General features: G+C 67.4%; 17 protein-coding genes. 13 read left to right on the forward strand and 4 right to left on the reverse strand.

Features of this window, described 5'->3' with window-relative positions:
• The first annotated feature begins 525 nt into the window (after window positions 1–525).
• Window positions 526–2,403: a chloride channel protein gene (locus ABD022_RS07260; RefSeq protein ID WP_343820685.1), complete on the forward strand. Its 1,878-nt coding sequence runs from the start codon at window positions 526–528 to the stop codon at window positions 2,401–2,403.
• Between the two features lie 64 nt (window positions 2,404–2,467).
• Here the strand turns inward: ABD022_RS07260 and ABD022_RS07265 are convergent, their stop codons facing one another.
• On the reverse strand, window positions 2,468–3,379 hold the full coding sequence (locus tag ABD022_RS07265) for a YicC/YloC family endoribonuclease (protein WP_325125761.1): 912 nt from the start codon (window positions 3,377–3,379) through the stop codon (window positions 2,468–2,470).
• Between the two features lie 85 nt (window positions 3,380–3,464).
• Here ABD022_RS07265 and rph point away from each other — a divergent pair, with 85 nt between their 5' ends.
• From rph to ntrC, 6 genes are all read left to right on the forward strand, one after another.
• Window positions 3,465–4,214: a ribonuclease PH gene (gene rph / locus ABD022_RS07270; protein WP_325125853.1), complete on the forward strand. Its 750-nt coding sequence runs from the start codon at window positions 3,465–3,467 to the stop codon at window positions 4,212–4,214.
• The gene (rdgB, locus tag ABD022_RS07275) at window positions 4,214–4,846 is read left to right on the forward strand and encodes an RdgB/HAM1 family non-canonical purine NTP pyrophosphatase (protein WP_325125856.1); all 633 of its coding nucleotides are present in this window, start codon (window positions 4,214–4,216) and stop codon (window positions 4,844–4,846) included. Before rph ends, rdgB begins: the two co-directional genes overlap by 1 nt.
• On the forward strand, window positions 4,843–6,063 hold the full coding sequence (gene hemW / locus ABD022_RS07280; RefSeq protein WP_343820687.1) for a radical SAM family heme chaperone HemW: 1,221 nt from the start codon (window positions 4,843–4,845) through the stop codon (window positions 6,061–6,063). The genes rdgB and hemW overlap by 4 nt, the downstream gene beginning before the upstream one ends.
• Before the next feature lie 272 nt (window positions 6,064–6,335).
• Window positions 6,336–7,748: a type I glutamate--ammonia ligase gene (gene glnA / locus ABD022_RS07285; protein WP_325125765.1), complete on the forward strand. Its 1,413-nt coding sequence runs from the start codon at window positions 6,336–6,338 to the stop codon at window positions 7,746–7,748.
• A gap of 8 nt (window positions 7,749–7,756) precedes the next feature.
• On the forward strand, window positions 7,757–8,710 hold the full coding sequence (locus ABD022_RS07290) for a two-component system sensor histidine kinase NtrB (protein ID WP_325125767.1): 954 nt from the start codon (window positions 7,757–7,759) through the stop codon (window positions 8,708–8,710).
• Window positions 8,711–8,723: 13 nt separating this feature from the next.
• Window positions 8,724–10,262 carry a nitrogen regulation protein NR(I) gene (ntrC, locus tag ABD022_RS07295; protein ID WP_343820689.1) on the forward strand — a complete coding sequence of 513 codons (1,539 nt, stop codon included), beginning with the start codon at window positions 8,724–8,726 and terminating at the stop codon, window positions 10,260–10,262.
• Window positions 10,263–10,287: 25 nt separating this feature from the next.
• On the opposite strand, the gene ABD022_RS07300 is transcribed toward ntrC, so the two are convergent.
• The 3 genes from ABD022_RS07300 to ABD022_RS07310 all read right to left on the reverse strand — a co-directional run bounded on the left by ABD022_RS07300 (window position 10,288) and on the right by ABD022_RS07310 (window position 13,850).
• Complete coding sequence (locus ABD022_RS07300; protein ID WP_325125771.1) at window positions 10,288–11,070, reverse strand: ABC transporter ATP-binding protein; 783 nt, start codon at window positions 11,068–11,070, stop codon at window positions 10,288–10,290.
• A 9-nt stretch (window positions 11,071–11,079) separates the two neighbouring features.
• Window positions 11,080–12,732 carry an ABC transporter permease gene (locus ABD022_RS07305; protein WP_343820691.1) on the reverse strand — a complete coding sequence of 551 codons (1,653 nt, stop codon included), beginning with the start codon at window positions 12,730–12,732 and terminating at the stop codon, window positions 11,080–11,082.
• Window positions 12,733–12,809: 77 nt separating this feature from the next.
• Window positions 12,810–13,850 carry an extracellular solute-binding protein gene (locus ABD022_RS07310; RefSeq protein ID WP_414647450.1) on the reverse strand — a complete coding sequence of 347 codons (1,041 nt, stop codon included), beginning with the start codon at window positions 13,848–13,850 and terminating at the stop codon, window positions 12,810–12,812.
• A 275-nt stretch (window positions 13,851–14,125) separates the two neighbouring features.
• Here ABD022_RS07310 and ABD022_RS07315 point away from each other — a divergent pair, with 275 nt between their 5' ends.
• The 6 genes from ABD022_RS07315 (at window position 14,126) to ABD022_RS07340 (ending at window position 20,311) form a co-directional block, all read left to right on the forward strand.
• Entirely contained in the window at window positions 14,126–14,902 is a 777-nt protein-coding gene (locus ABD022_RS07315) for a ferredoxin--NADP reductase (RefSeq protein WP_325125775.1), read from the forward strand.
• 85 nt (window positions 14,903–14,987) lie between these two features.
• Complete coding sequence (locus tag ABD022_RS07320; protein WP_325125779.1) at window positions 14,988–15,374, forward strand: Rid family detoxifying hydrolase; 387 nt, start codon at window positions 14,988–14,990, stop codon at window positions 15,372–15,374.
• A gap of 26 nt (window positions 15,375–15,400) precedes the next feature.
• Entirely contained in the window at window positions 15,401–17,467 is a 2,067-nt protein-coding gene (gene recG, locus ABD022_RS07325; protein ID WP_325125781.1) for an ATP-dependent DNA helicase RecG, read from the forward strand.
• A 21-nt stretch (window positions 17,468–17,488) separates the two neighbouring features.
• Entirely contained in the window at window positions 17,489–18,445 is a 957-nt protein-coding gene (locus ABD022_RS07330; protein WP_343820694.1) for a LysR substrate-binding domain-containing protein, read from the forward strand.
• A 92-nt stretch (window positions 18,446–18,537) separates the two neighbouring features.
• Window positions 18,538–19,065 (forward strand): Dps family protein, encoded by a 528-nt coding sequence (locus tag ABD022_RS07335; protein ID WP_325125786.1) that lies wholly within the window; start codon window positions 18,538–18,540, stop codon window positions 19,063–19,065.
• A gap of 124 nt (window positions 19,066–19,189) precedes the next feature.
• On the forward strand, window positions 19,190–20,311 hold the full coding sequence (locus ABD022_RS07340) for a branched-chain amino acid ABC transporter substrate-binding protein (protein ID WP_325125788.1): 1,122 nt from the start codon (window positions 19,190–19,192) through the stop codon (window positions 20,309–20,311).
• Window positions 20,312–20,355 lie beyond the last annotated feature (44 nt).

Below are 20,355 nucleotides of genomic sequence, written 5' to 3' on the forward strand. Positions count from 1 at the left end.
GTTGTGGATGACGAGAACAGTCTAGGAGTGGGGGTGGGCCGGCCACTCGAAGCCATCAACCGGGATGAGGGATATGGTTGGTGCGCAATCGATCCGGAAAACATCAAACGATGGTTTTGATTGCTGCGGTGCGGGATGACATGTGATCTTGTCGTGATTCGGCAATCAACCGGATGGTTCGGTATTATTCCTATTAATCAGTATATTATTTGATTATTTTAATAATTTACTTTAGATAAATTCGCTAAGAAATAGTGATCAGGGGAAAAGGGGTTTTCGAGCTCTGAATTCCGTTTTCTGGCTGAATGCCTTAACTTGCATCAAGTTGGCGCCGAAATAGGGATTTCCCCAAAACATGCAGGAACCGAGCCATCGGTGCGCGGCATGCATGCGCAGGCGGGGCTATCAGCTTCCTTAAAGCTTGAAGCTTCATAATGGAATGTTGTCCTTGGTTTTCAAAAGGCTGGAAGTTTCTTGCCCATATCGGAACAACACTCCCCGAATCCGGCCCCGCCGGATCATCCCTTGCCGCCGCTGGCGCAGACACAGACCGGCGGCCTGCCCGTGGCACCCGACCTGGGGCTCAGCCTGGCCCAGGTACGCATGCCGCGCAGCCTGACCCGATTCGACGCCCGCCTGATCCGGTTGATCGGCGTGTCGGTGCTGCTGGGGCTGGCTGCGGCCTGCGTGGCCTGGCTGCTGATGAAGCTGATCGGGCTGATCACGAACCTCAGTTTCTACGGCACCTGGTCGACTGCGTTCAGCTCCCCGGCCGGCGCAGTCCCGCACCTGGGTGCCTGGGTGATCGGCGTGCCGGTCATCGGCGGCCTGATCGCGGGCGGCATGGCGCGCTGGGGGTCGAAGGCAATCCGGGGCCACGGCATTCCCGAGGCCATGGAACAGGTCCTGCTCAACGAGTCGCGCATTCCCACCCGCATCACGCTGCTCAAGCCGCTGTCCTCTGCGGTCGTGATCGGCACGGGGGGGCCTTTCGGCGCCGAAGGGCCGATCATCGCCACGGGCGGTGCGCTGGGCTCCCTGATCGGCCAGCTGATGAAGGTGACGGCCAGCGAGCGCAAGGTGCTGCTGGCTGCCGGGGCAGCGGCGGGCATGGCGGCCGTGTTCGCCGCACCGGTGTCGGCCGTGGCGCTCGCGGTGGAGTTGCTGCTGTTCGAGCTGCGCGGCCGGTCCCTGATCCCGGTGGCGCTGGCCTGCGTCACCGCGACCGGCGCGCGCGACCTGCTGATGGGCACGACGCCGGTTTTCCTCATGGATCCGGTGTCCACGCCGGGCGGCGCCGCGCTGGCGTCCTATGTGCTGATCGGGGCGGCCATCGGCGTGCTCGGCGTCTGGGTGACGCGGGTCGTCTATGCCATCGAGGACGGCTTCGAGCGCCTGCCGATCCACTGGATGTGGTGGCCCGCACTGGGGGCCGTGGTGGTGGGGCTGGTGGGCTGGCTGGCGCCGCCGACGCTGGGCGTGGGCTATGTGAACATCGAGGACATCCTCAACGGGCGTCTGGCCATGGGTGCGCTGGCCTGGCTGTGCCTGATGAAGTTCATCTCGTGGTCGATCTGCCTGGGCAGCGGGACGTCCGGCGGCACGCTGGCGCCCATGTTCACCATCGGCGGGGCGCTGGGCGCCATGACCGGCCTGTTGCTGGGCCAGGCACTGCCGTGGCTGGGCATCGATCCGCGCATTGCCGCCCTGGTCGGCATGGCGGCGCTGTTCGCCAGCGCCTCGCGGGCCCTGTTCACGACCGTCGTCTTCGCCTTCGAGACGACCGGCCAGCCGGCGGGGCTGCTGCCGCTGCTGGGCGCCTGCACGGCGGCCTACCTGGTGTCGGCGATGATGATGCGCAACACCATCATGACGGAAAAGATCGCCCGCCGGGGCGTGCGCGTGCCTTCGGAATACAAGGCCGATTACCTGGAGCGCATCCTGGTCGGCGATGCCTGCCAGCACGAAGTGACAACCCTGGGCGCCGACCGGACCATCGGCGAAGTGCGCGCCTGGATCGCGAGCGCCGCGCCCGAATCCCAGCACCAGGGTTATCCCATCCTGGATTCGGCGGGCCGGGTGCTCGGGGTGCTGACGCGCAGGACGTTCTTCGACGCGCACTGGCCCGAGCAGGCCCGGCTGGGCGACCTGATCCAGCGGCCTGCCGTGGTGGTGACGCCGGCTCATACCTTGCGCCAGGCGGCCGACCATATGGCGATGGAAAACGTCGGCCGGCTGCTGGTGGTCGATCCCGCCGATCCGACCCGCATGCTGGGCATGCTGACCCGGGGCGACGTGATCTCGGCGCATAGCCGCCGGCTGCGTGAAGGCGCCCGCATGCGCCGCCAGATCGACCTGCGCGCATGGCGCAGGGCCAGGGCGTGGCGCCGCCGCCGCGGCTAGGCTGGCGCGCACCACCTTCGCGTCGATGAAACGCGGGCGTTACGCCACGAGGCCTTCAGGGAGCCTATTCGATATTCTGCGCCTGTTCGCGCATCTGCTCGATCAGGAGCTTCAGGTCGATGGCGGCCTGGGTGACGGACAGGGCGGCGGCCTTGGAGCCCAGGGTGTTGGCCTCGCGGTTCATTTCCTGGAACAGGAAGTCCAGGCGCTTGCCGCTGCCGCCGCGCGCCGAGGATGCATGCGTGCCGGACAGGATTTCGCGCAGTTCCTGCAGATGCGAGCGCAGCCGGGTGAGTTCCTCGGCCACGTCCACGCGCAGTCCGAACAGGCTGGCTTCCTGGGCGATGCGGGCGCTCAGTTCGGCCCCGCTGATGGCTGCGAAGCCTTCGGGGCTGGCGGCCTCCAGGGCCTCGCGCAGGCGTTGGGCGATGCGGTCCTGGTGCTGCTGCACCAGGGCCGGCAGCTCGGCGTCCACACGCACGACGATGGCGTCGATCTCGTCGGCCATGGCCAGCATGGCCTGTGCCAGCCTTGAGCCTTCGCGCAGGCGTGCGGCACCGAATTCTTCCAGCGCGCGAGCGCAGGCCTGTTCGCACAGGGGCAGCCAGGTTTCGGCATCCAGACCGCCTCGCAGCACGCCTTCGCGCGGCAGTTCGGCCAGGGCGGGCGCGGGCAGATCGGGAATGAAGTTGCGGGCCCATTGCAGTTGCTCGGCCAGTGCGCGCACGGCCTCGGCGTCCAGGGGGCGCAGGGTGTCGCGCTCGATGGCGGCATAGGACAGCTTGATCTCGACCTTGCCCCGCAGGATGTCGCGTCCCACCAGTTCGCGCAGGCGCGATTCAGCGAAACGCAGGTCTTCCGGAATCCGCAGGCTCAGATCCAGGTAGCGGTTGTTGACGCTGCGGATTTCCGCGCTGATCGATCCGGCGTCGGAGTCCAGGCGGGCGGAGCCAAAGGCGGTCATGCTGCGGATCATGGGGCGGTCTCGTCGGCGTTTATCTACAATGGGGCCTTATTGTAGTCCGGCCTCACCGGCCTTCCCGGCAGGAATTTTCCCCATGATGACCCCTTTCTCCCACGACTCCACTCCCGTGCGGCCGTCCGGCCGCAGGCCGGACGAACTGCGCCGCATCGAACTGCTGACCGGTTATACGCGTCACGCCGAAGGCTCGGTACTGGCCTGCATGGGCGACACCCGCGTGCTGTGCAACGCCAGCGTGCTGGACAAGGTGCCGCCCTTCCTGAAAGGGCAGGGCCAGGGGTGGGTCACGGCCGAATACGGCATGCTGCCGCGCGCCACGCATACACGGGGCGACCGCGAGGCGGCTCGCGGCAAGCAGAGCGGCCGGACCCAGGAAATCCAGCGCCTGATCGGCCGCAGCCTGCGTGCGGTGTTCGATCTGAAGGCATTGGGCGAACGCACGCTGCACCTGGATTGCGACGTGCTGCAGGCGGACGGTGGCACCCGCTGCGCCAGCATCACCGGCGCCTGGCTGGCGGCGGCACTGGCCGTGCGCGGCCTGATGGCCGGGGGCCGGCTGGCGGCCGATCCGCTACGCGGCCAGGTGGCTGCCGTGTCGGTGGGTATCGTGGACGGCCGGCCGATCCTGGATCTGGACTATCCCGAGGACTCCGCCTGCGATACCGACATGAACGTGGTCATGACCGGCGCGGGGGATTTCGTCGAGGTGCAGGGCACGGGCGAGGGCGGCAGCTTCCGCCGCGACGAACTGAACCGCCTGCTCGACCTGGCGGCCGCCGGCATCCAGGAATTGGTCCGCGCCCAGGCGCGCGCGCTGGAGTCGGCATGATGCGCCGCGTCGTGCTGGCTTCGGGCAATCCGGGCAAATTAAAGGAATTTTCCGCCAGCCTGTCGGCGGCCGGCATCGAGATGGTGCCGCAAAGCGCGCTGGGGGTGCCCGAGGCCGACGAGCCTTTCCATACGTTCGTGGAAAACGCCCTGGCCAAGGCGCGCCATGCCAGCCGCGCCACGGGCCTGCCTGCGCTGGCCGATGATTCGGGTCTGTGCGTCCATGCCCTGGGTGGCGCGCCGGGGGTGTATTCGGCGCGCTACGCTCAGGCGCCGGACGGCACACGCTCGGATGCGGCCAACAATGCCAGGCTGGTGGCCGAGATGGCCGGCCGGGCCGACCGGCGCGGCAGCTACGTCGCCGTCCTGGTCTATGTCCGCAGCGCCGACGATCCGCGTCCGATCGTGGTCGAGGGTTCCTGGGACGGCGAAGTCCTGGATGCGCCACGGGGCAGCAACGGCTTTGGCTACGACCCCTATTTCTATCTGCCCGAACTGGGCATGACAGCCGCCGAGCTGCCCCTGGAGCAGAAAAACATTCTCAGCCACAGGGCGCGCGCGCTGCGCGGGCTGCTGCAGGCCCTGCGCAGCGAATTCGGCCAGGATGCGGGCCTGACTCAGGAGAATCGATGAAGCGTCTGGTTCCTGTGCCAACGCCCGGGCGCGAGGACGACGGGCGGCCCGGCGTGCGCGGCAAGCCCGGCCTGGTGGCGCTGCCGCCGCTGTCGCTGTACGTGCACGTGCCCTGGTGCGTGCACAAGTGTCCCTATTGCGACTTCAATTCGCATGAGCGCTCCGGCGAGCTGCCGGAAGAGGCCTACCTGCAGGCCCTGCAGGCCGACCTGGAGCAGGCCGTACCCGACGTCTGGGGCCGTCAGGTTTCGACGGTGTTCTTCGGCGGCGGCACGCCCAGCCTGCTGTCGGCCGAGGCGATCGACCGGATCATCGGCCTGTTCCGCGCCTACCTGAACCTGCCTCCCGACGTGGAGATCACCCTGGAGGCCAATCCGGGCACGGCCGAGGCGGCCCGCTTCCAGGGCTATGCCCAGGCCGGCGTGAACCGGATCTCGCTGGGCATCCAGAGCTTCGACGATGACAAGCTGCGCCGCCTGGGACGCATCCACGACGCGGCCCAGGCGCGTGCGGCCATCGAAATGGCCCAGCGCGCCGTGGACCGGGTCAACCTGGACCTGATGTTCGCGCTGCCCGAACAGACCCTGGGAGAGTGCGAGCGTGACGTGCGCGAGGCGCTGGCTTTCGGCACGGGCCATCTGTCGCTGTACCACCTGACCCTGGAACCCAATACGGTCTTCGCCAAGTATCCGCCCAGGGTGCCGGACGATGAACTGAGCGCGGCCATGCAGGATCGCGTGGCGGAACTGGCCCAGGCGGCGGGTTTCGATCGCTACGAGGTCTCGGCCTATGCCCGGCCCAACCAGGCCTGCCAGCACAACCTGAACTACTGGCGCTTTGGCGACTACCTGGGGATCGGTCCGGGGGCGCATTCCAAGATCTCTTTCCAGGACCGCATCACGCGCCAGGCGCGGGCGCGCATGCCCGATGCCTGGATGCGGCTGGCAACCGAAGGCGCCGGCAAGCACGTGGTCGAGCACCGCGAGCTGAGCCACGACGACCTGAGCTTCGAATTCATGCTCAATGCACTGCGCCTGCGCGAAGGCGTGGAGGGCGGACTGTTCATCGAACGCACCGGCCTGTCGCTCATGGCCATTCTGCCGGCCATCCACCGCGCGGTGGACCGCGGTCTGCTCGAACCCGGCCTGGATCGCATCCGCGCCACGCCCCGGGGCTGGAGCTTCCTGAACGAGCTGCAGATGGAGTTCCTGGCCTGACCGCCTCATGGCGGATCCGAACCGGCATGTTCATGCGCCGATTCGGACACGGTTCGATCTGCATGCACTAAAAAGGTGCGCTCGTTGCACCAATCGCACTAGAATATGCACTTTAATGGTGCGTCCATGCGCCGCCGTGGCGGAAAATGGGCGCCATTCCCCGGTTTTTGCCCCGGGATGGCGGCCTGAAAAGTTGGCACGGACATTGCTATTGAAGCCAACGAAGCCTCGAGCTTTCCCCTTTGACGATATGACTTGGCGCAGGAGCTTTTATGTCCACCCCTGAAAACGTTGTGCAGATGATCGCCGAACGCGAAGTGGCGTTCGTGGATTGCCGCTTTACCGATACCCTGGGTCGGGAGCACCACCTGACCATTCCCGCCAGCCAGATGGACGAGGACCGGATGGAATCGGGCGTTGCCTTCGACGGATCGTCGTTGCCTGGCTGGAAGGGCATCGAGGCGTCCGACATGATCCTGATTCCTGACGCCGGGACCGCCCGCCTGGATCCTTTCCGTGAAGAAACCACGCTGATCCTGACCTGCGACGTGGTCGAGCCGTCGGACCTGAAGGGCTACGACCGCGACCCCCGCTCCCTGGCCCGCCGCGCCGAAGCCTACCTGAAGTCCAGCGGCCTGGGCGATACCGCCTATTTCGGCCCGGAACCCGAATTCTTCGTGTTCGACGGCGTGTGCTGGAACGCGGACATGAGCGGCAGCTTCGTCAAGATCTCGTCCGACGAAGGCGTCTGGTCCAACGCCAATGAGGCCAACGGCAACAACCTGGGCTACCGTCCGGGCATCAAGGGCGGCTACGTGCCCGTGCCGCCGATCGATTCCTTTGCCGACATGCGTTCGGAAATGTGCCTGCTGATGGAACAGATGGGCGTGCCCGTCGAAGTCCATCACCACGAGGTCGCCAATTGCGGCCAGATGGAAATCGGCACCCGCTTTTCCACGCTGCTGCAGCGCGCCGACTGGACCCAGATCATGAAATATGTGATCCGCAACGTGGCCCACGTCTACGGCAAGACCGCGACTTTCATGCCCAAGCCCGTCGTGGGCGACAATGGCTCGGGCATGCACGTGCACCAGTCCATCTGGAAGGACGGCCAGAACCTGTTCGCCGGCAACGGCTATGGCGGCCTGTCCGAATTCGCCCTGTATTACATCGGCGGCATCATCCATCATGCCCGCGCCCTGAACGCCATCACCAATCCGGGCACGAATTCCTACAAGCGCCTGGTGCCGCACTACGAAGCGCCGGTCAAGCTCGCGTATTCCGCGCGCAACCGTTCGGCCTCGATCCGCATTCCCTATGTCAGCAACCCCAAGGCACGCCGCGTCGAGGCGCGCTTCCCGGATCCGCTGGCCAATCCGTACCTGGCTTTCTCCGCCCTGATGATGGCGGGCCTGGATGGCGTCCAGAACAAGATCCACCCGGGCGACCCGGCCGACAAGAACCTGTACGACCTGCCGCCGGAAGAAGATGCCAAGATCCCGACGGTGTGCTCGTCGCTGGATCAGGCCATGGAAGCGCTGGACCGCGACCGCGAGTTCCTGACGCGCGGCGGGGTCTTCAGCAACGATCTGATCGACGCCTACCTGGACCTGAAGGCCAACGAACTCGACCGCCTGCGTGTCACCCCGCACCCGGTCGAATTCGACATGTACTACGCCCAGTAGGACATGCGATGGACACGTCCGGCCTCGACCTGCTGCGTACCGCGGTCCTGCTGCTGGACGAGTCCTTCCGCATCCGCCACGCCAACAGCGCGGCGGAAGAATTGCTGGGCCAGTCCCGCCGGCAGTTGGCGGGACAGCCAGCGCGGCCCTGGCTGGACGGCCGCGACAGCGTCCTGAAGACCGCCCTGCAGGGCCAGCCCTGGTCCTGGCTGATCGAGATCCCCGTTCACCAGGGCGGCCATCTGGACGACCTGCGGCAGGCCCGTGGCCGCCAGGAGGCCCAGCGCGAAACCCTGCGCAACCTGGCCCACGAGGTCCGCAACCCGCTGGCCGGGCTGCGGGCCGCCGCCCAGCTGCTGGACATGGAACTGCCGCGCGACGATCTGCGCGAATACACTCGCGTGATCGTGACCGAGGCCGATCGCCTTGCCGATCTGGTCACCCGCCTGGCATCGCCCAGCCAGCAAGCCGTAGCGCCGAGCGTTTTCAATGTGCATGAGGTATGCGAGCACGTCCTCGCACTGATACGCCTGGAGTTCGGCGAGCGGATTCGCCTGGAGCGCGACTACGATGCTTCGGTGCCGGACATGCGAGCCGACCGCGACCGTCTGCTCCAGGCACTGCTGAACGTGGCGCGCAATGGCGCGCAGGCGCTGGCCGAGTCCCCGTCCCTGGACGATCCCGTGCTGCACCTGAGCACCCGCATCCTGCATCAGCCGGTGCTGGCCAATGGCCAGCACCGCATGGGATTGCGGATCGCGGTTGCCGACAACGGCCCCGGCGTGCCCGAGGCCTTGCGCGACAAGCTGTTCCACCCCCTGGTCACCGGCAGGGCACAGGGTACGGGCCTGGGCCTGAGCCTGGCCCAGGAATGCCTGCAGGGGCAGGGCGGTTTGCTCGAATTCGATTCTGTTCCGGGCCGCACCGAATTCCGCCTGCTGCTGCCGCTGGAAGTCGCATGAGGCAGAGATCAGCATGAATACGATTTGGATCCTCGACGACGAACCGGGCATGCGCTGGGTGCTGGAAAAGGCACTGGACAAGGCCGGCTGGCCGGTCCGCAGCTTTGCCGATGGCATCGCGCTGAAAGAGGCGCTCGATGCACTGGAGGGCACCGCGGATCCGCGCATGCCCGCCGTGCTGGTGTCCGACATCCGCATGCCGGGTCCCGACGGGCTGTCCGTCCTGGCGGCGGTGCGTGCCCGCCTGCCGGACCTGCCCGTCATCATGATGACGGCCTACACCGACCTGGACACGACGGTGGCGGCTTTCGAGCAGGGCGCCTTCGACTATCTGGCCAAGCCGTTCGACATCCAGTCGGCCGTCGAGCTGATCGCCCGCGCCGCCCAGTCGGCGCCATCCCGGGCCGGTGCCGTCCAGGAAAACCAGACCGATGCATGGGCCGTGCTCGGCGAGGCGGAAATGGCGCCTTCGCAGTCGCCCGCCATGCAGGACGTATTCCGGGCCATCGGCCGCCTGTCGCAATCCGGCGCCACCGTGCTCATCACGGGAGAATCCGGAACCGGCAAGGAGCTCGTGGCCCGGGCACTGCATCGCCACAGTCGCCGCGCAGACGGTCCGTTCGTGGCGGTGAATGCGGCTGCGATCCCCCGCGACCTGCTGGAGGCCGAGCTGTTCGGCCATGAACGCGGTGCCTTCACCGGAGCGGTCCAGTCGCGCCGGGGGCGCTTCGAGGAAGCCGACGGCGGCACGCTGTTCCTGGATGAAATCGGCGACATGCCCGCCGAATTGCAGACCCGGCTGCTGCGGGTGCTGGCCGAAGGCGCTTTCTACCGGGTGGGCGGGGCGCGCCCCGTCAGGGCCGATGTGCGCATCGTGGCCGCAACCCACCAGCCGCTCGAAGAGCGGGTGCGCGCAGGCTTGTTCCGCGCCGACCTGTTCCATCGCCTGAACGTCATCCGCCTGCGCCTGCCTCCCTTGCGGGAGCGCCGCGAGGATATCGAGTCGCTGGCGCGGCATTTCCTGGCGCGCAGCGCGGCGGAACTCGGCGTGCCGGTACGCCGGCCCGATGCATCCGCCCTCGAGGCGCTGCGGCGCTTCGACTATCCCGGCAACATCCGCCAGCTGGAGAACATCTGCCAGTGGCTGACAGTGATGGCGCCGAGTGCCGAAGTCGGCCTGGAAGACCTGCCACCCGAGATCCTGGAAACGGGAGCCGCCGTTGTGCCCCTGCAGGCGAAGGCTGGACCCGAGCCGGACGATGCGACGCGGCCCGCACCGGGGACTGAAGCCGCCGCGGCCGCGCCCCGGTCCGACTGGCGCGCAGCACTGGAAGCCGAGGCGCTGGGCCGCCTGGCCCGCCGGGAGACCGGTGTCATGGATGCCCTGCAGCGCGACTTCGAGCGCGCGCTGTTGCGGGCAGGCCTGCGTCAGGCCGGAGGGCGCAGGGGCGAAGCCGCGCTGCGTCTGGGGATCGGGCGCAATACGTTGACCCGCAAGTGCCGGGAGCTGGGGCTCGACGAACCGGATGCGGATCAGGCGTTCGGGGACTGACCGGCGCCGGGTGAATCCGGATCGTTCAGGCGGCGGCCGGAGGCGCGCCGCGCAGATTGGCCTGGGCGCGACGTGCCAGCAGGGCTTCCCGGTGGATGAAGGCCGCGATTTCGGGGGTGGCAGGGTGGTGGTGCATGCCGTAAGGCGTGTCCCACTGGGCCAGGCGGCCTTCCTGCAGGATGCCGATCCGGTCCGCCACGGCAAAGGCCTCGGCCTGGTTGTGGGTGACCACCAGGGCGGTCCGACCGGCCGCCTTCAGAAGATCGCGCAGTTCGAAGGCCAGCCTTTCGCGGGCATCCACGTCCAGGTTGGAAAACGGCTCGTCGAGCAGCAGCAGATCGGGCTCGGGCGCCAGCGCGCGGGCCAGCGCCACGCGTTGTTGCTGTCCGCCGGACAGTTCGTGGGGACGGCGCGTTTCCTGGCCCGACAGGCCGACGAGATCCAGCAGGGCGCGCACGCGCCGGGCGCGTTCCGGTGCGTCCAGCCGGCGCAGGCCGAAACCGACGTTGGCCGCCACGTCCAGGTGCGGGAACAGGGCATAGTCCTGGAACATCATCCCCACGCGGCGATGCTCGGGTTCGACGCGAGTGCCATCACCCGACAGCAGACGCCCATCCAGCCGGATCGAGCCGCCTTCCAGTGGCTCGAAGCCGGCAATGGCGCGCAGCACGGTGGTCTTGCCGCAGCCCGAGGCGCCCAGCAGGCAGGCGATCTGGCCGGCCTCCAGGGTCAGGCTCAGTTCACGCAGCACCGTGCGCCGGCCGTGGTCGGTGGGGTAGCTCAGGGAAATGCGGTCCAGTTCCAGCATGTCGGAATCTCAGGCGGTGGGGCGGTCCATCAGGCGGGCCAGCAGGATCACGGGCAGCAGGCCGGCGACGACGATGCACAGGGCGGCAATGGCGCCTTCCTCGTAGGTGCCGCGCGCGGCTTCGGCGTATAGCCAGGTGGCCAGGGTATCGAAATTCAGGGGGCGCAGCAGCAGGGTGGCCGGCAGTTCCTTCATCGCATCCACGAAGATCAGCAGCGCCGAAGCGGCCAGTGCCGGGCGCAGCAGGGGCAGATGCACGCGGCGCAGCATGCCGTGGACGTTTTCCCCCAGCAGGCGTGCGGCCTGGTCCAGGGATGGCGGGATCCGGTCCAGGCCAGCCTCCAGCGTGCCCACGGGAATGGTCAGGAAGCGGATCACGTAGGCCAGCGCCAGGGCGGTGGGGGTGCCCAGCAGCACCAGCCCGGCCGGATCCATGCCGGTTGCCGCGCGCAGCGCCGAGAGGCCGCGCTCGATCGCCATCAGGGGAAACAGCAGGCCGATCGCCAGGACGGTGCCGGGCACGGCGTAGCCCAGCGTGGCCAGGCGGGGCAGGGCACCCTGCCAGGCATGCACCCGGGGCAGGATGCGCCGGCTCCAGGCGACGACCAGGCCGATGGCCAGGGCGAAGAGGGTGGCGAGTGCGGAGACCGTGAGCGTCTGCCCGACGGCCCTCAGCAAGGCGGGCGAGGGCCCCTGGCCCGTGCCCAGGCGCTCGAGGACCAGCGCCAGCAGATACGCTGCGGGCGCGGCGAAACCGATCAGGACCGGGGCCAGGCCCAGCAGGGTGGCCAGACAGGCCGCCGGGCCATGCAGCACATGCCGCCTGATCGGCGCGGCCCGCCGGTTTCCGGTATAGCGCAGGCGCCGCCGGCCACGGCGTTCGACTGCGATCAGCAGCGTCACCAGCGCCAGGGATACCAGGGCGATCTGGGCGGCGCCCGCCAGGTCGGAGCGGGTCACCCAGGTGGTGTAGATGGCCACGGTCAGGGTCTGGACGCCCAGGAACTCGGACGCGCCGATATCGTTCAGGGTCTCCAGCAGCACCAGGCACAGGCCGACCGCGATGGCCGGCCGTGCCAGCGGCAGCGCCACGCGCAGGAAGGCGCTCCAGGGGCCGTGCCCGAGCAGCCGGGCGGCTTCCATCAGGTGGGCGGCCTGACTGGCGAACATGCTCCGGGTGGTCAGGTAGACGTAGGGATAGAGCACGAAGGCCAGCAGCACGATGGCGCCCGGCAGGCTGCGCAGGTCGGGCAGGCGGAATTCGCGCGGGCTGGAATAGCCCAGCAAGGCGCGAACGGCTTCCTGGACGGGGCCGAGAGGGTGCAGGATGTCCAGATAGGCATAGGCCACGATGTACGTGGGCACGGCCAGCGGCAGCAGCAGCGCCCAGGACAACGCCCTGCGCCCCGGAAAATCGTAGGCCGTGACCAGCCAGGCGGCTCCCACGCCCAGGGCGGCAGCCAGGAGACCGACGCCGATCAGCAGGCCCAGGGTCTGGGCCAGCACGCCGGGCAGCACGAATTGCAGCAGGTGGCCCCAGTGGGCGCCCGAACCCTGGCCCGCCTGGCCCACCAGGGCCAGGATCGGCGCCAGCACGGCAAGCGCCGCCAGGGCCGTTCCGGCGTGCCAGGGCCAGGCCTGGAAGCGGCCGTTCGCTGTCATGGCGTTTCCCGCTTATCGGGCCGCACAGCCCCGTCCGGCCTCGCCGCGGCTGCCGAGGTGCGCGCCCCGATGGATGGTCATTGATTCAGGCCGGTGCGGTCGACCAGTTCGCTCGCCTGCTTGCGATTGCGGGCGATCTCGGTCAGGGGCAGGGGGTCGATCGCCAGCGGCCCGAAGCTCTCCACGGTCGGATCCAGCGCGACGCCCTTCTTCACCGGGTATTCATAGTTGGCCCGGGCGTAGAGGCTCTGCGCCTTGTCGGTGACCAGGTATTCCAGCAGCTGGACGGCTTCGGCGCGGTGCGGCGCATGGCGCGCCACGGCGGCGCCCGAGATATTCACGTGCGTGCCCGGCGCGTTCTTGAACGTGGGCCGGATGACGCGGATGGCATCGCCCCAGCGGCGGGCGTCGGTGCCTTCGGCCGCGTTCTTCATGTGGCCGGCATAGTAGGCGTTGGCGATGCCGACGTCGCAGATCCCGCCCAGGATGTCGCGTGCCACGTCGCGGTCCCCGCCAGTGGCGGGACGGGCCAGGTTGGCCTTCACGCCGCGCAGCCATTGTTCCGCGGCCTCGGCGCCGTCATGGGCGATCAGGGCGGCGATGAGCGCGGTATTGTAGGGATGCTGGCCTGAACGGATGCAGACCTTGCCCTTCCAGCGCGGATCGGCCAGGTCTTCGTAGTGGAAGGTCTGGATGTCCAGGTCCTTGGCGACGTAGGCGACCCGGTCGCGCAGCGACAGGGTGAACCACTGATCATCGTCCCCGCGCAGATTGGCGGGGATGGCGGCCTTCAGGGCGGCGGAGTCGACCGGCTGGGTGACGCCTCCGTCCACCAGGTCCAGCAGATTGCCGATGTCCACCGTCATCAGCAGGTCGGCGGGCGATTGTTCGCCCTCGGCGCGTACCCGCTCGAGCAGGCCGTCCTTGACGAAGACCGTGTTGACCTTGACGCCGGTATCCTGCGTGAAGGCCTCGAGCAGCGGCTCGACGAGCTTGGGCTCGCGGGTGGTGTACAGGTTCACCTCCGCCGCCCATGCGGTGCCGGCCATCAGCGGCAGGGCAGCGGCCAGCATGGACAGGCGTCGGACGAGGGGCAGGGCACGAAGGCGGATCGACATGGCAGTGGTTCGGATAGAGGAATGAAGACGAAAGAATGGAAAATGAGAATAGTTCTCAAAACGGAATGAAATTTAGCACTGCGTTCAGCTTAAATCAAGCTGAACGTATTAAAATGCGCCCCGACCGCAGGCTTTCACCTGGGTTTTGCGCACGTTCTTGCGCCAAATCAAGAAAATTTCCGCGCTGCACAAGGCCTGGTCTTGCGTTTCCCGGCCATCGCCTTACCATCTATTCATACACCTTCATTCCCGCATCCTGGAGTCCGACTTTCGTCATGGCCGCTTTCAATTCCGAGCAAGTCCTCAGCGTCCGCCACTGGAACGACACGCTGTTCTCTTTCAAGACCACCCGCGATCCCGGCCTGCGCTTTCACAACGGCCATTTCGTGATGCTGGGTCTGGAAGTCGAGGGCAAGCCGCTGATGCGCGCCTACAGCATCGCCAGCGCCAACCATGAAGACAACCTGGAGTTCTTCAGCATCAAGGTTCCCAACGGCCCGCTCACTTCGCGCCTGCAGCACCTGAAGCCGGGCGATGCCGTGCTGGTCAGCCGCAAGCCGGTCGGCACGCTGGTGGTCGACGACTTGCGCCCGGGGCGGCATCTGTACCTGTTCGCCACCGGCACGGGGCTGGCGCCGTTCCTCAGCATCATCAAGGACCCCGAAGTCTACGACCGCTTCGAAAAGGTCATCCTGATGCACGGCGTGCGCTTCGTCAGCGAGCTGGCCTACTCGGACTACATCCGCCAAGAGCTGCCCCAGGACGAATACCTGGGCGAGATGGTGCGCGACAAGTTGATCTACTACCCCACGGTCACGCGTGAACCCTACGAGCACCAGGGGCGGCTGACGACTCTGGTGGAAACCGGCCAGCTGTTCCAGGATATCGGCCTGCCGCCGCTGGATCCCGCCGTGGATCGCGCCATGATCTGCGGCAGCCCGGCCATGCTGGCCGACATTCGCGCCATGCTGGACGCGCGCGGCTTCGTGGCTTCGCCTGGGGTGGGCGAACTCGGCGACTACGTCTTCGAGCGCGCCTTCGCCGAAAAATAAGTATTGCCGGCCTGCGCCTGCTTTTATTTTTCGCTATTGGTCGGTACACTCTGATAGTCTTTTAACCTACTACCGAGTCTCCACCATGAGCAAGGCTATCATCCATACCGATGCCGCACCGGCCGCTGTCGGCCCGTATTCGCAGGCGGTCAGCGCACCGGCCGGCAAGCTGGTCTTCCTGTCGGGCCAGATCGGGCTGGAGCCCGGCACGGGCGAGCTGGTGTCGGAAAACTTCGAAGGCCAGGTCCGCCAGTCCTTTGCCAACATGCAGGCCGTCATCGAAGCGGCCGGCGGCACGCTGAACGACATCGTCAAGCTCACCCTGTTCCTGACGGATCTCAGCAAGTTCGCCAGCGCCAACGCGATCATGGCGGAAATCATCCCCCAACCCTATCCGGCACGCTCGACCATCGGGGTCGCCAGCCTGCCCAAGGGCGCTCAGTTCGAGGTCGAGGCCATCCTGGCGCTCTGACTTCCGCTGCCCGCCGACCTCGCGCCGTGAATCCGGCTGGAAAGCCGCGCCGGGCCGCGTCCGGCGTCCGAAAAACGGCGGGCGTCCCGCAGGCCCGCCTGTTCGAGCGGCTGGGCCTGCATACCCCGGCCGATTTCGTCACGCACCTGCCGCTGCGCTACGAAGACGAAACCCGCATCACGCCGATCGGCGATGCCAGGCCCGGGGAACACGCTCTGTTCGAAGGCGAGATCGTGGACAGTGAAATCCGCTTCGGCCCCAGGCGGACGCTGCAGGCCACGCTGGCCGACGATTCCGGCCGCCTGGGCCTGCGCTGGCTGCACGTCTATCCGGGCCAGCAGGCCCGCCTGCATGCCGGACGGCGGGTGCGGGCGCGCGGCGAGGTCCGCGCGGGATTCCACGGCCTGGAAATCGTGCACCCGCTGATTACCGAGCCGGGCACGCCTCTGCCCGATGCCCTGACGCCGGTCTACCCCACCACCCAGGGCCTGCCGCAGGCCGCGCTGCGCAAGGCCATCGCCCGCGCCCTGGACGAGGCCGACCTGCGCGACACCCTGCCGGCCGAAGTGCGCCAGGCCTACGGGCTGGCCGATTTCGAACCGTCCCTGCGGCTGCTGCATCGTCCGGGGCCGGACATTTCTCTCGAACTCCTGGCGGAGCACCGGCATCCCGCGTGGCGGCGCATCAAATTCGACGAACTGCTCGCCCAGCAGCTGGCCCTGGCCGACGCGCGCGCGGCACGGCGGGCCCAGGCAGCCCGCAGCCTTCGGGGAAACGGCAGTCTGACGGGCCGCCTGCTGGCCGCGTTGCCGTTCGAACCCACCGGCGCCCAGCTGCGCGCCGTGGCGCAGATCGGCGAAGACCTGGCGCGCACGCACCCCATGCATCGCCTGTTGCAGGGCGACGTGGGCAGCGGCAAGACCCTGGTGGCCGCCCTGGCGGCGGCCCAGGCAATCGAGGCCGGCGCCCAGGTGGCCGTGATGGCGCCGACGGAAATCCTGGCCGAGCAGCTCTGGCGCAAGCTGTCCGAATGGTTGCAGCCGCTGGGGGTGACGGCCGTCTGGCTGACCGGCGGCCTGCCGGCCGCCGAGCGCCGCCGGGCCCTGCAGGCCATGGCGTCAGGCGAGGCGCGGCTGGCGGTCGGCACCCAGGCCCTGATCCAGGACAAGGTGGAATTCGAGTCGCTGGGCCTGGTGATCAGCGACGAGCAGCATCGTTTCGGCGTGGGACAACGCCTGGCCCTGAACCGCAAGGGCGACCAGGCCAAGTATCGCCCTCATCAGCTCAGCATGAGCGCGACGCCGATCCCGCGCACTCTGGCGATGGCCTTTTTCGCCGACATGGACGTTTCGGTGCTGGACGAACTGCCGCCGGGCCGCGTGCCAGTGCGCACGCGCCTGTTCGACGATCGCCGCCGCGACGAGGTCCTGGCCCGCGTGGGCGAGGTCGTTCGCGCCGGACGCCAGGCCTACTGGGTCTGCCCCCTGGTCGAGGAAAGCGAGGCCCTGCAGCTGCAGACGGCGGTCGATACGCATGAATTGCTGCGCGCGGCCCTGCCCGACCTGCGCGTGGGCCTGATGCACGGTCGCCTGCCGGCACAGGAAAAGGCTGCGGTCATGGACGCCTTTCGCGCTGGAGACATCGACCTGCTGGTCGCCACCACCGTCATCGAGGTCGGCGTGGACGTGCCCAACGCCGGCCTGATGGTGATCGAACATGCCGAGCGCTTCGGCCTGGCGCAGCTGCACCAGCTGCGGGGCCGGGTGGGGCGGGGCGGCGGCGAGGCAACCTGCGTCCTGCTGTACCAGCCGCCGCTGTCGGCCGTTGCGCGGGAACGCCTGCGAGCCATGTACGAAACCACGGATGGTTTCGAGATTGCGCGCCGCGACCTGGCGCAGCGCGGCCCGGGCGAACTCCTGGGCCTGCGGCAGTCGGGCCAGGCCCTGCTGCGCTTCGCCGACCTGGAGTCCGACGAAGACCTGCTGGAGCAGGCCCGCGAGGCCGCCGCCCGGCTGTCCGCCGATTTTCCCGAACACGCCCGAGCCCACCGGCAACGCTGGATGGCGGGCGCCGACCAGTATCTGCGCAGTTGACCCGACCTGGGGACCATCACCATGACTCTGACCGAACTCAAATACATCGTTGCCGTGGCGCGGGAGCGCCATTTCGGCCGGGCCGCGGAAGCCTGTTTCGTGAGCCAGCCCACGTTGTCGGTGGCCATACGCAAGCTCGAGGAAGAGCTGGGCGTGGTGCTGTTCGAGCGCGGCGGCGCCGAGGTCGGCATCACGCCCATCGGGCTGCGTGTGGTGGCGCAGGCGCAAAAAGTCCTGGAAGAGGGCGCCAATCTGCGCGAGATCGCGCGCCAGGGGCATGATCCCCTGGAAGGCCCCCTGCGTGTCGGAGTGATCTATACCGTGGGGCCGTACCTGTTGCCCTACCTGGTGCCCGAACAGATCCGCCGCACGCCTCAGATGCCGTTGCTGCTCCAGGAAAACTACACCGCGCGGCTGCTGGAACTGCTGCGCCAGGGCGAGATCGACTGCGCCATCGTCGCCTTGCCGCTGCCCGACAGCAGCCTGGCGCAGTGCGCCCTGTACGACGAGCCGTTCTATGTCGCCTTGCCTCACGACCACCCCTGGGCGCAAGAAAAGCAGGTCGATTCCGGCCGCCTGAAGGAAGAAACCATGCTGTTGCTGGGCGCCGGCCACTGCTTTCGCGACCAGGTACTCGAAGTCTGTCCGGAACTGTCGCGTTTCTCGGCCTCGAGCGAAGGCATCCAGCGCACTTTCGAAGGTTCTTCGCTGGAGACCATCCGCCATATGGTGGCCGCGGGAATCGGCATCACGGTCTTGCCCGCCAGCGCCCTGGGCATGCAGGGCGCCGAAAGCCGGCTGCTGCGCTTCGTGCCGTTCAAGCCGCCGGTACCAGACCGCCGCGTGGTGCTGGTCTGGCGCAAGAGCTTCCCGCGCCAGGCAGCCATCGAAGCCCTGATCCAGGCCGTGCGCCATTGCGGCATGCCGGGCGCAACCATGCTTCAGGACACTGCGCCGGTGACCGCCGAGGCGGACTGAATCCGGCCCTTCCCACTGCGTAGGGTCAATGTTCATGCGCCATGCGCGTGCTATTCTGGCGCCGTGTGACTGATCTTTTGAAGGAGTGCACCATGGCCAAAGCAGTCAAGAAAGCCGGTTCGAAGAAATCCATTGTCGCGCCGTCCAGCGGCCTGCCGATCGACATCGGCATTTCGGCCAAGGACCGTGCCGCCGTCGTGGCGGAATTGTCCAAGACGCTGGCCGACACGTACACGCTGTACCTGATGACCCACAACTTCCACTGGAACGTGACCGGCCCCATGTTCAGCACCCTGCACCAGTTGTTCATGACCCAGTACACGGAAACCTGGCAGGCGCTGGACGCCATCGCCGAGCGCATCCGCGCCCTGGGGCATTATGCGCCCGGCACCTATGCGGAATACGCGCGCCTCAGCTCCATCGCCGAACCCTCGTCCGTGCCTTCGGCCGAAGAAATGCTGCGCATGCTGGTCGATGCCAACGAGGCGGTCGCCCGCACGGCGCGCAAGGCCTTCCAGTGCGCCGACGCCGTCAACGACCAGCCCACGGCCGACCTGCTCACGCAGCGCCTGGACGTGCACGAAAAGAATGCCTGGATGTTGCGCAGCCTGTTGGCCTGACCTCATATCTGCGCACTGAATCATCGCGGTGCGCAACACGATATCGGGAAAACCCCCGTACGGCGCAATGACCGCTATACGGGGGTTTCGTGTATTCTTTTCAAGGTCTTTCACAGGAGGTCTTATGAACGTACGCTTTACGCCGATGGCAGCCGCACTGGGCCTGGCCGCCGGCATGATGCTTTCTTCCGTGGCGCATGCCGATACCATCCGCATCGCCATCGCGGGGCCCTTCACCGGGGCATTGACGCAGTACGGCGACATGGTCAAGGAAGGCGTGGACACGGCAATCGAAACCATCAATGCTGGTGGTGGCGTGCTGGGCAACAAGCTCGAAGCCGTCGTGATCGATGACGGTTGCGAGCCCAAGCAAGGTCCGGTCGTGGCCAACCGCGTCGTCAATGAAAAGATCCACTACGTCGTGGGCCACGTGTGCTCCGGTGCCACGATCGCCGCAACGCCCGTCTACAACAACGAAGGCGTGGTCATGATCTCCCCGTCCGCCACCTCGCCCCTGGTGACCGACGGCAAGAACTACGACATGATCTTCCGCACCATCGGCCGCGACGACCAGCAAGGTCCCGCCGCCGCGGAATTCATCGCCCAGAAGGTCAAGCCCAAGGCCGTGGCCGTGCTCCACGACAAGCAATCGTACGGCCAGGGCATTGCCACGGCTGTCAAGGCCGATCTCGAAAAGGCCGGCATCAAGGTCGTCCTGTTCGAAGGCATCAACGCCGGCGACAGCGACTATTCCGCCGTGATCACCAAGCTCAAGTCCTCGGGTGCCGACTTCGTCTACTACGGCGGCTATCACCCCGAAATGGGCCTGCTGCTGCGCCAGGGCGCCGAGCAAGGCCTGCAGGCCAAGTTCATGGGCCCCGAAGGCGTGGGCAATCCGGACATCAACGCCATCGCCGGTCCGGCCGTCGAAGGCATGCTGGTCACGCTGCCCGCCGACTTCACGACCGATCCGGCCAACGCGTCCGTGGTCAAGGCCTTCAAGGACAAGAACCGCAATCCGGGCGGCGCCTTCCAGCTGACCGCCTACTCGGCCGTCGAAGCCATCGCCGCCGGCATCAAGGGCGCAGGCAAGGACGACCCGGCCAAGGTCGCTGCGTGGCTGCACAGCAATTCGGTCAAGACCCCGATCGGCGACATCGCGTGGAACAAGCAGGGCGACCTCAAGTCCTTCAAGTTCGACGTCTTCACCTGGCACGCCGACGGCTCCAAGTCCGTCTTCAAGTAAGCCGGTTCTGTCCCGGGGCGCCTCGCGGCGCTTCGGGCGCGGCA

The organism is Castellaniella daejeonensis (assembly GCF_039523555.1).
Taxonomy (GTDB): domain Bacteria; phylum Pseudomonadota; class Gammaproteobacteria; order Burkholderiales; family Burkholderiaceae_B; genus Castellaniella; species Castellaniella daejeonensis.

What these genes read in the sequence shown, in the direction of transcription:
- ABD022_RS07320 (WP_325125779.1), top strand. Translation starts at nt 14,988, where the DNA reads ATGAGCAAGGCTATCATCCATACCGATGCCGCACCGGCCGCTGTCGGC.
- ABD022_RS07340 (WP_325125788.1), top strand. Translation starts at nt 19,190, where the DNA reads ATGAACGTACGCTTTACGCCGATGGCAGCCGCACTGGGCCTGGCCGCC.
- ntrC (WP_343820689.1), top strand. Translation starts at nt 8,724, where the DNA reads ATGAATACGATTTGGATCCTCGACGACGAACCGGGCATGCGCTGGGTG.
- rph (WP_325125853.1), top strand. Translation starts at nt 3,465, where the DNA reads ATGACCCCTTTCTCCCACGACTCCACTCCCGTGCGGCCGTCCGGCCGC.
- ABD022_RS07305 (WP_343820691.1), bottom strand. Translation starts at nt 12,732, where the DNA reads ATGACAGCGAACGGCCGCTTCCAGGCCTGGCCCTGGCACGCCGGAACG.
- hemW (WP_343820687.1), top strand. Translation starts at nt 4,843, where the DNA reads ATGAAGCGTCTGGTTCCTGTGCCAACGCCCGGGCGCGAGGACGACGGG.
- ABD022_RS07315 (WP_325125775.1), top strand. Translation starts at nt 14,126, where the DNA reads ATGGCCGCTTTCAATTCCGAGCAAGTCCTCAGCGTCCGCCACTGGAAC.
- rdgB (WP_325125856.1), top strand. Translation starts at nt 4,214, where the DNA reads ATGCGCCGCGTCGTGCTGGCTTCGGGCAATCCGGGCAAATTAAAGGAA.
- ABD022_RS07300 (WP_325125771.1), bottom strand. Translation starts at nt 11,070, where the DNA reads ATGCTGGAACTGGACCGCATTTCCCTGAGCTACCCCACCGACCACGGC.
- ABD022_RS07330 (WP_343820694.1), top strand. Translation starts at nt 17,489, where the DNA reads ATGACTCTGACCGAACTCAAATACATCGTTGCCGTGGCGCGGGAGCGC.
- ABD022_RS07265 (WP_325125761.1), bottom strand. Translation starts at nt 3,379, where the DNA reads ATGATCCGCAGCATGACCGCCTTTGGCTCCGCCCGCCTGGACTCCGAC.
- ABD022_RS07335 (WP_325125786.1), top strand. Translation starts at nt 18,538, where the DNA reads ATGGCCAAAGCAGTCAAGAAAGCCGGTTCGAAGAAATCCATTGTCGCG.
- ABD022_RS07290 (WP_325125767.1), top strand. Translation starts at nt 7,757, where the DNA reads ATGGACACGTCCGGCCTCGACCTGCTGCGTACCGCGGTCCTGCTGCTG.
- ABD022_RS07310 (WP_414647450.1), bottom strand. Translation starts at nt 13,850, where the DNA reads ATGTCGATCCGCCTTCGTGCCCTGCCCCTCGTCCGACGCCTGTCCATG.
- glnA (WP_325125765.1), top strand. Translation starts at nt 6,336, where the DNA reads ATGTCCACCCCTGAAAACGTTGTGCAGATGATCGCCGAACGCGAAGTG.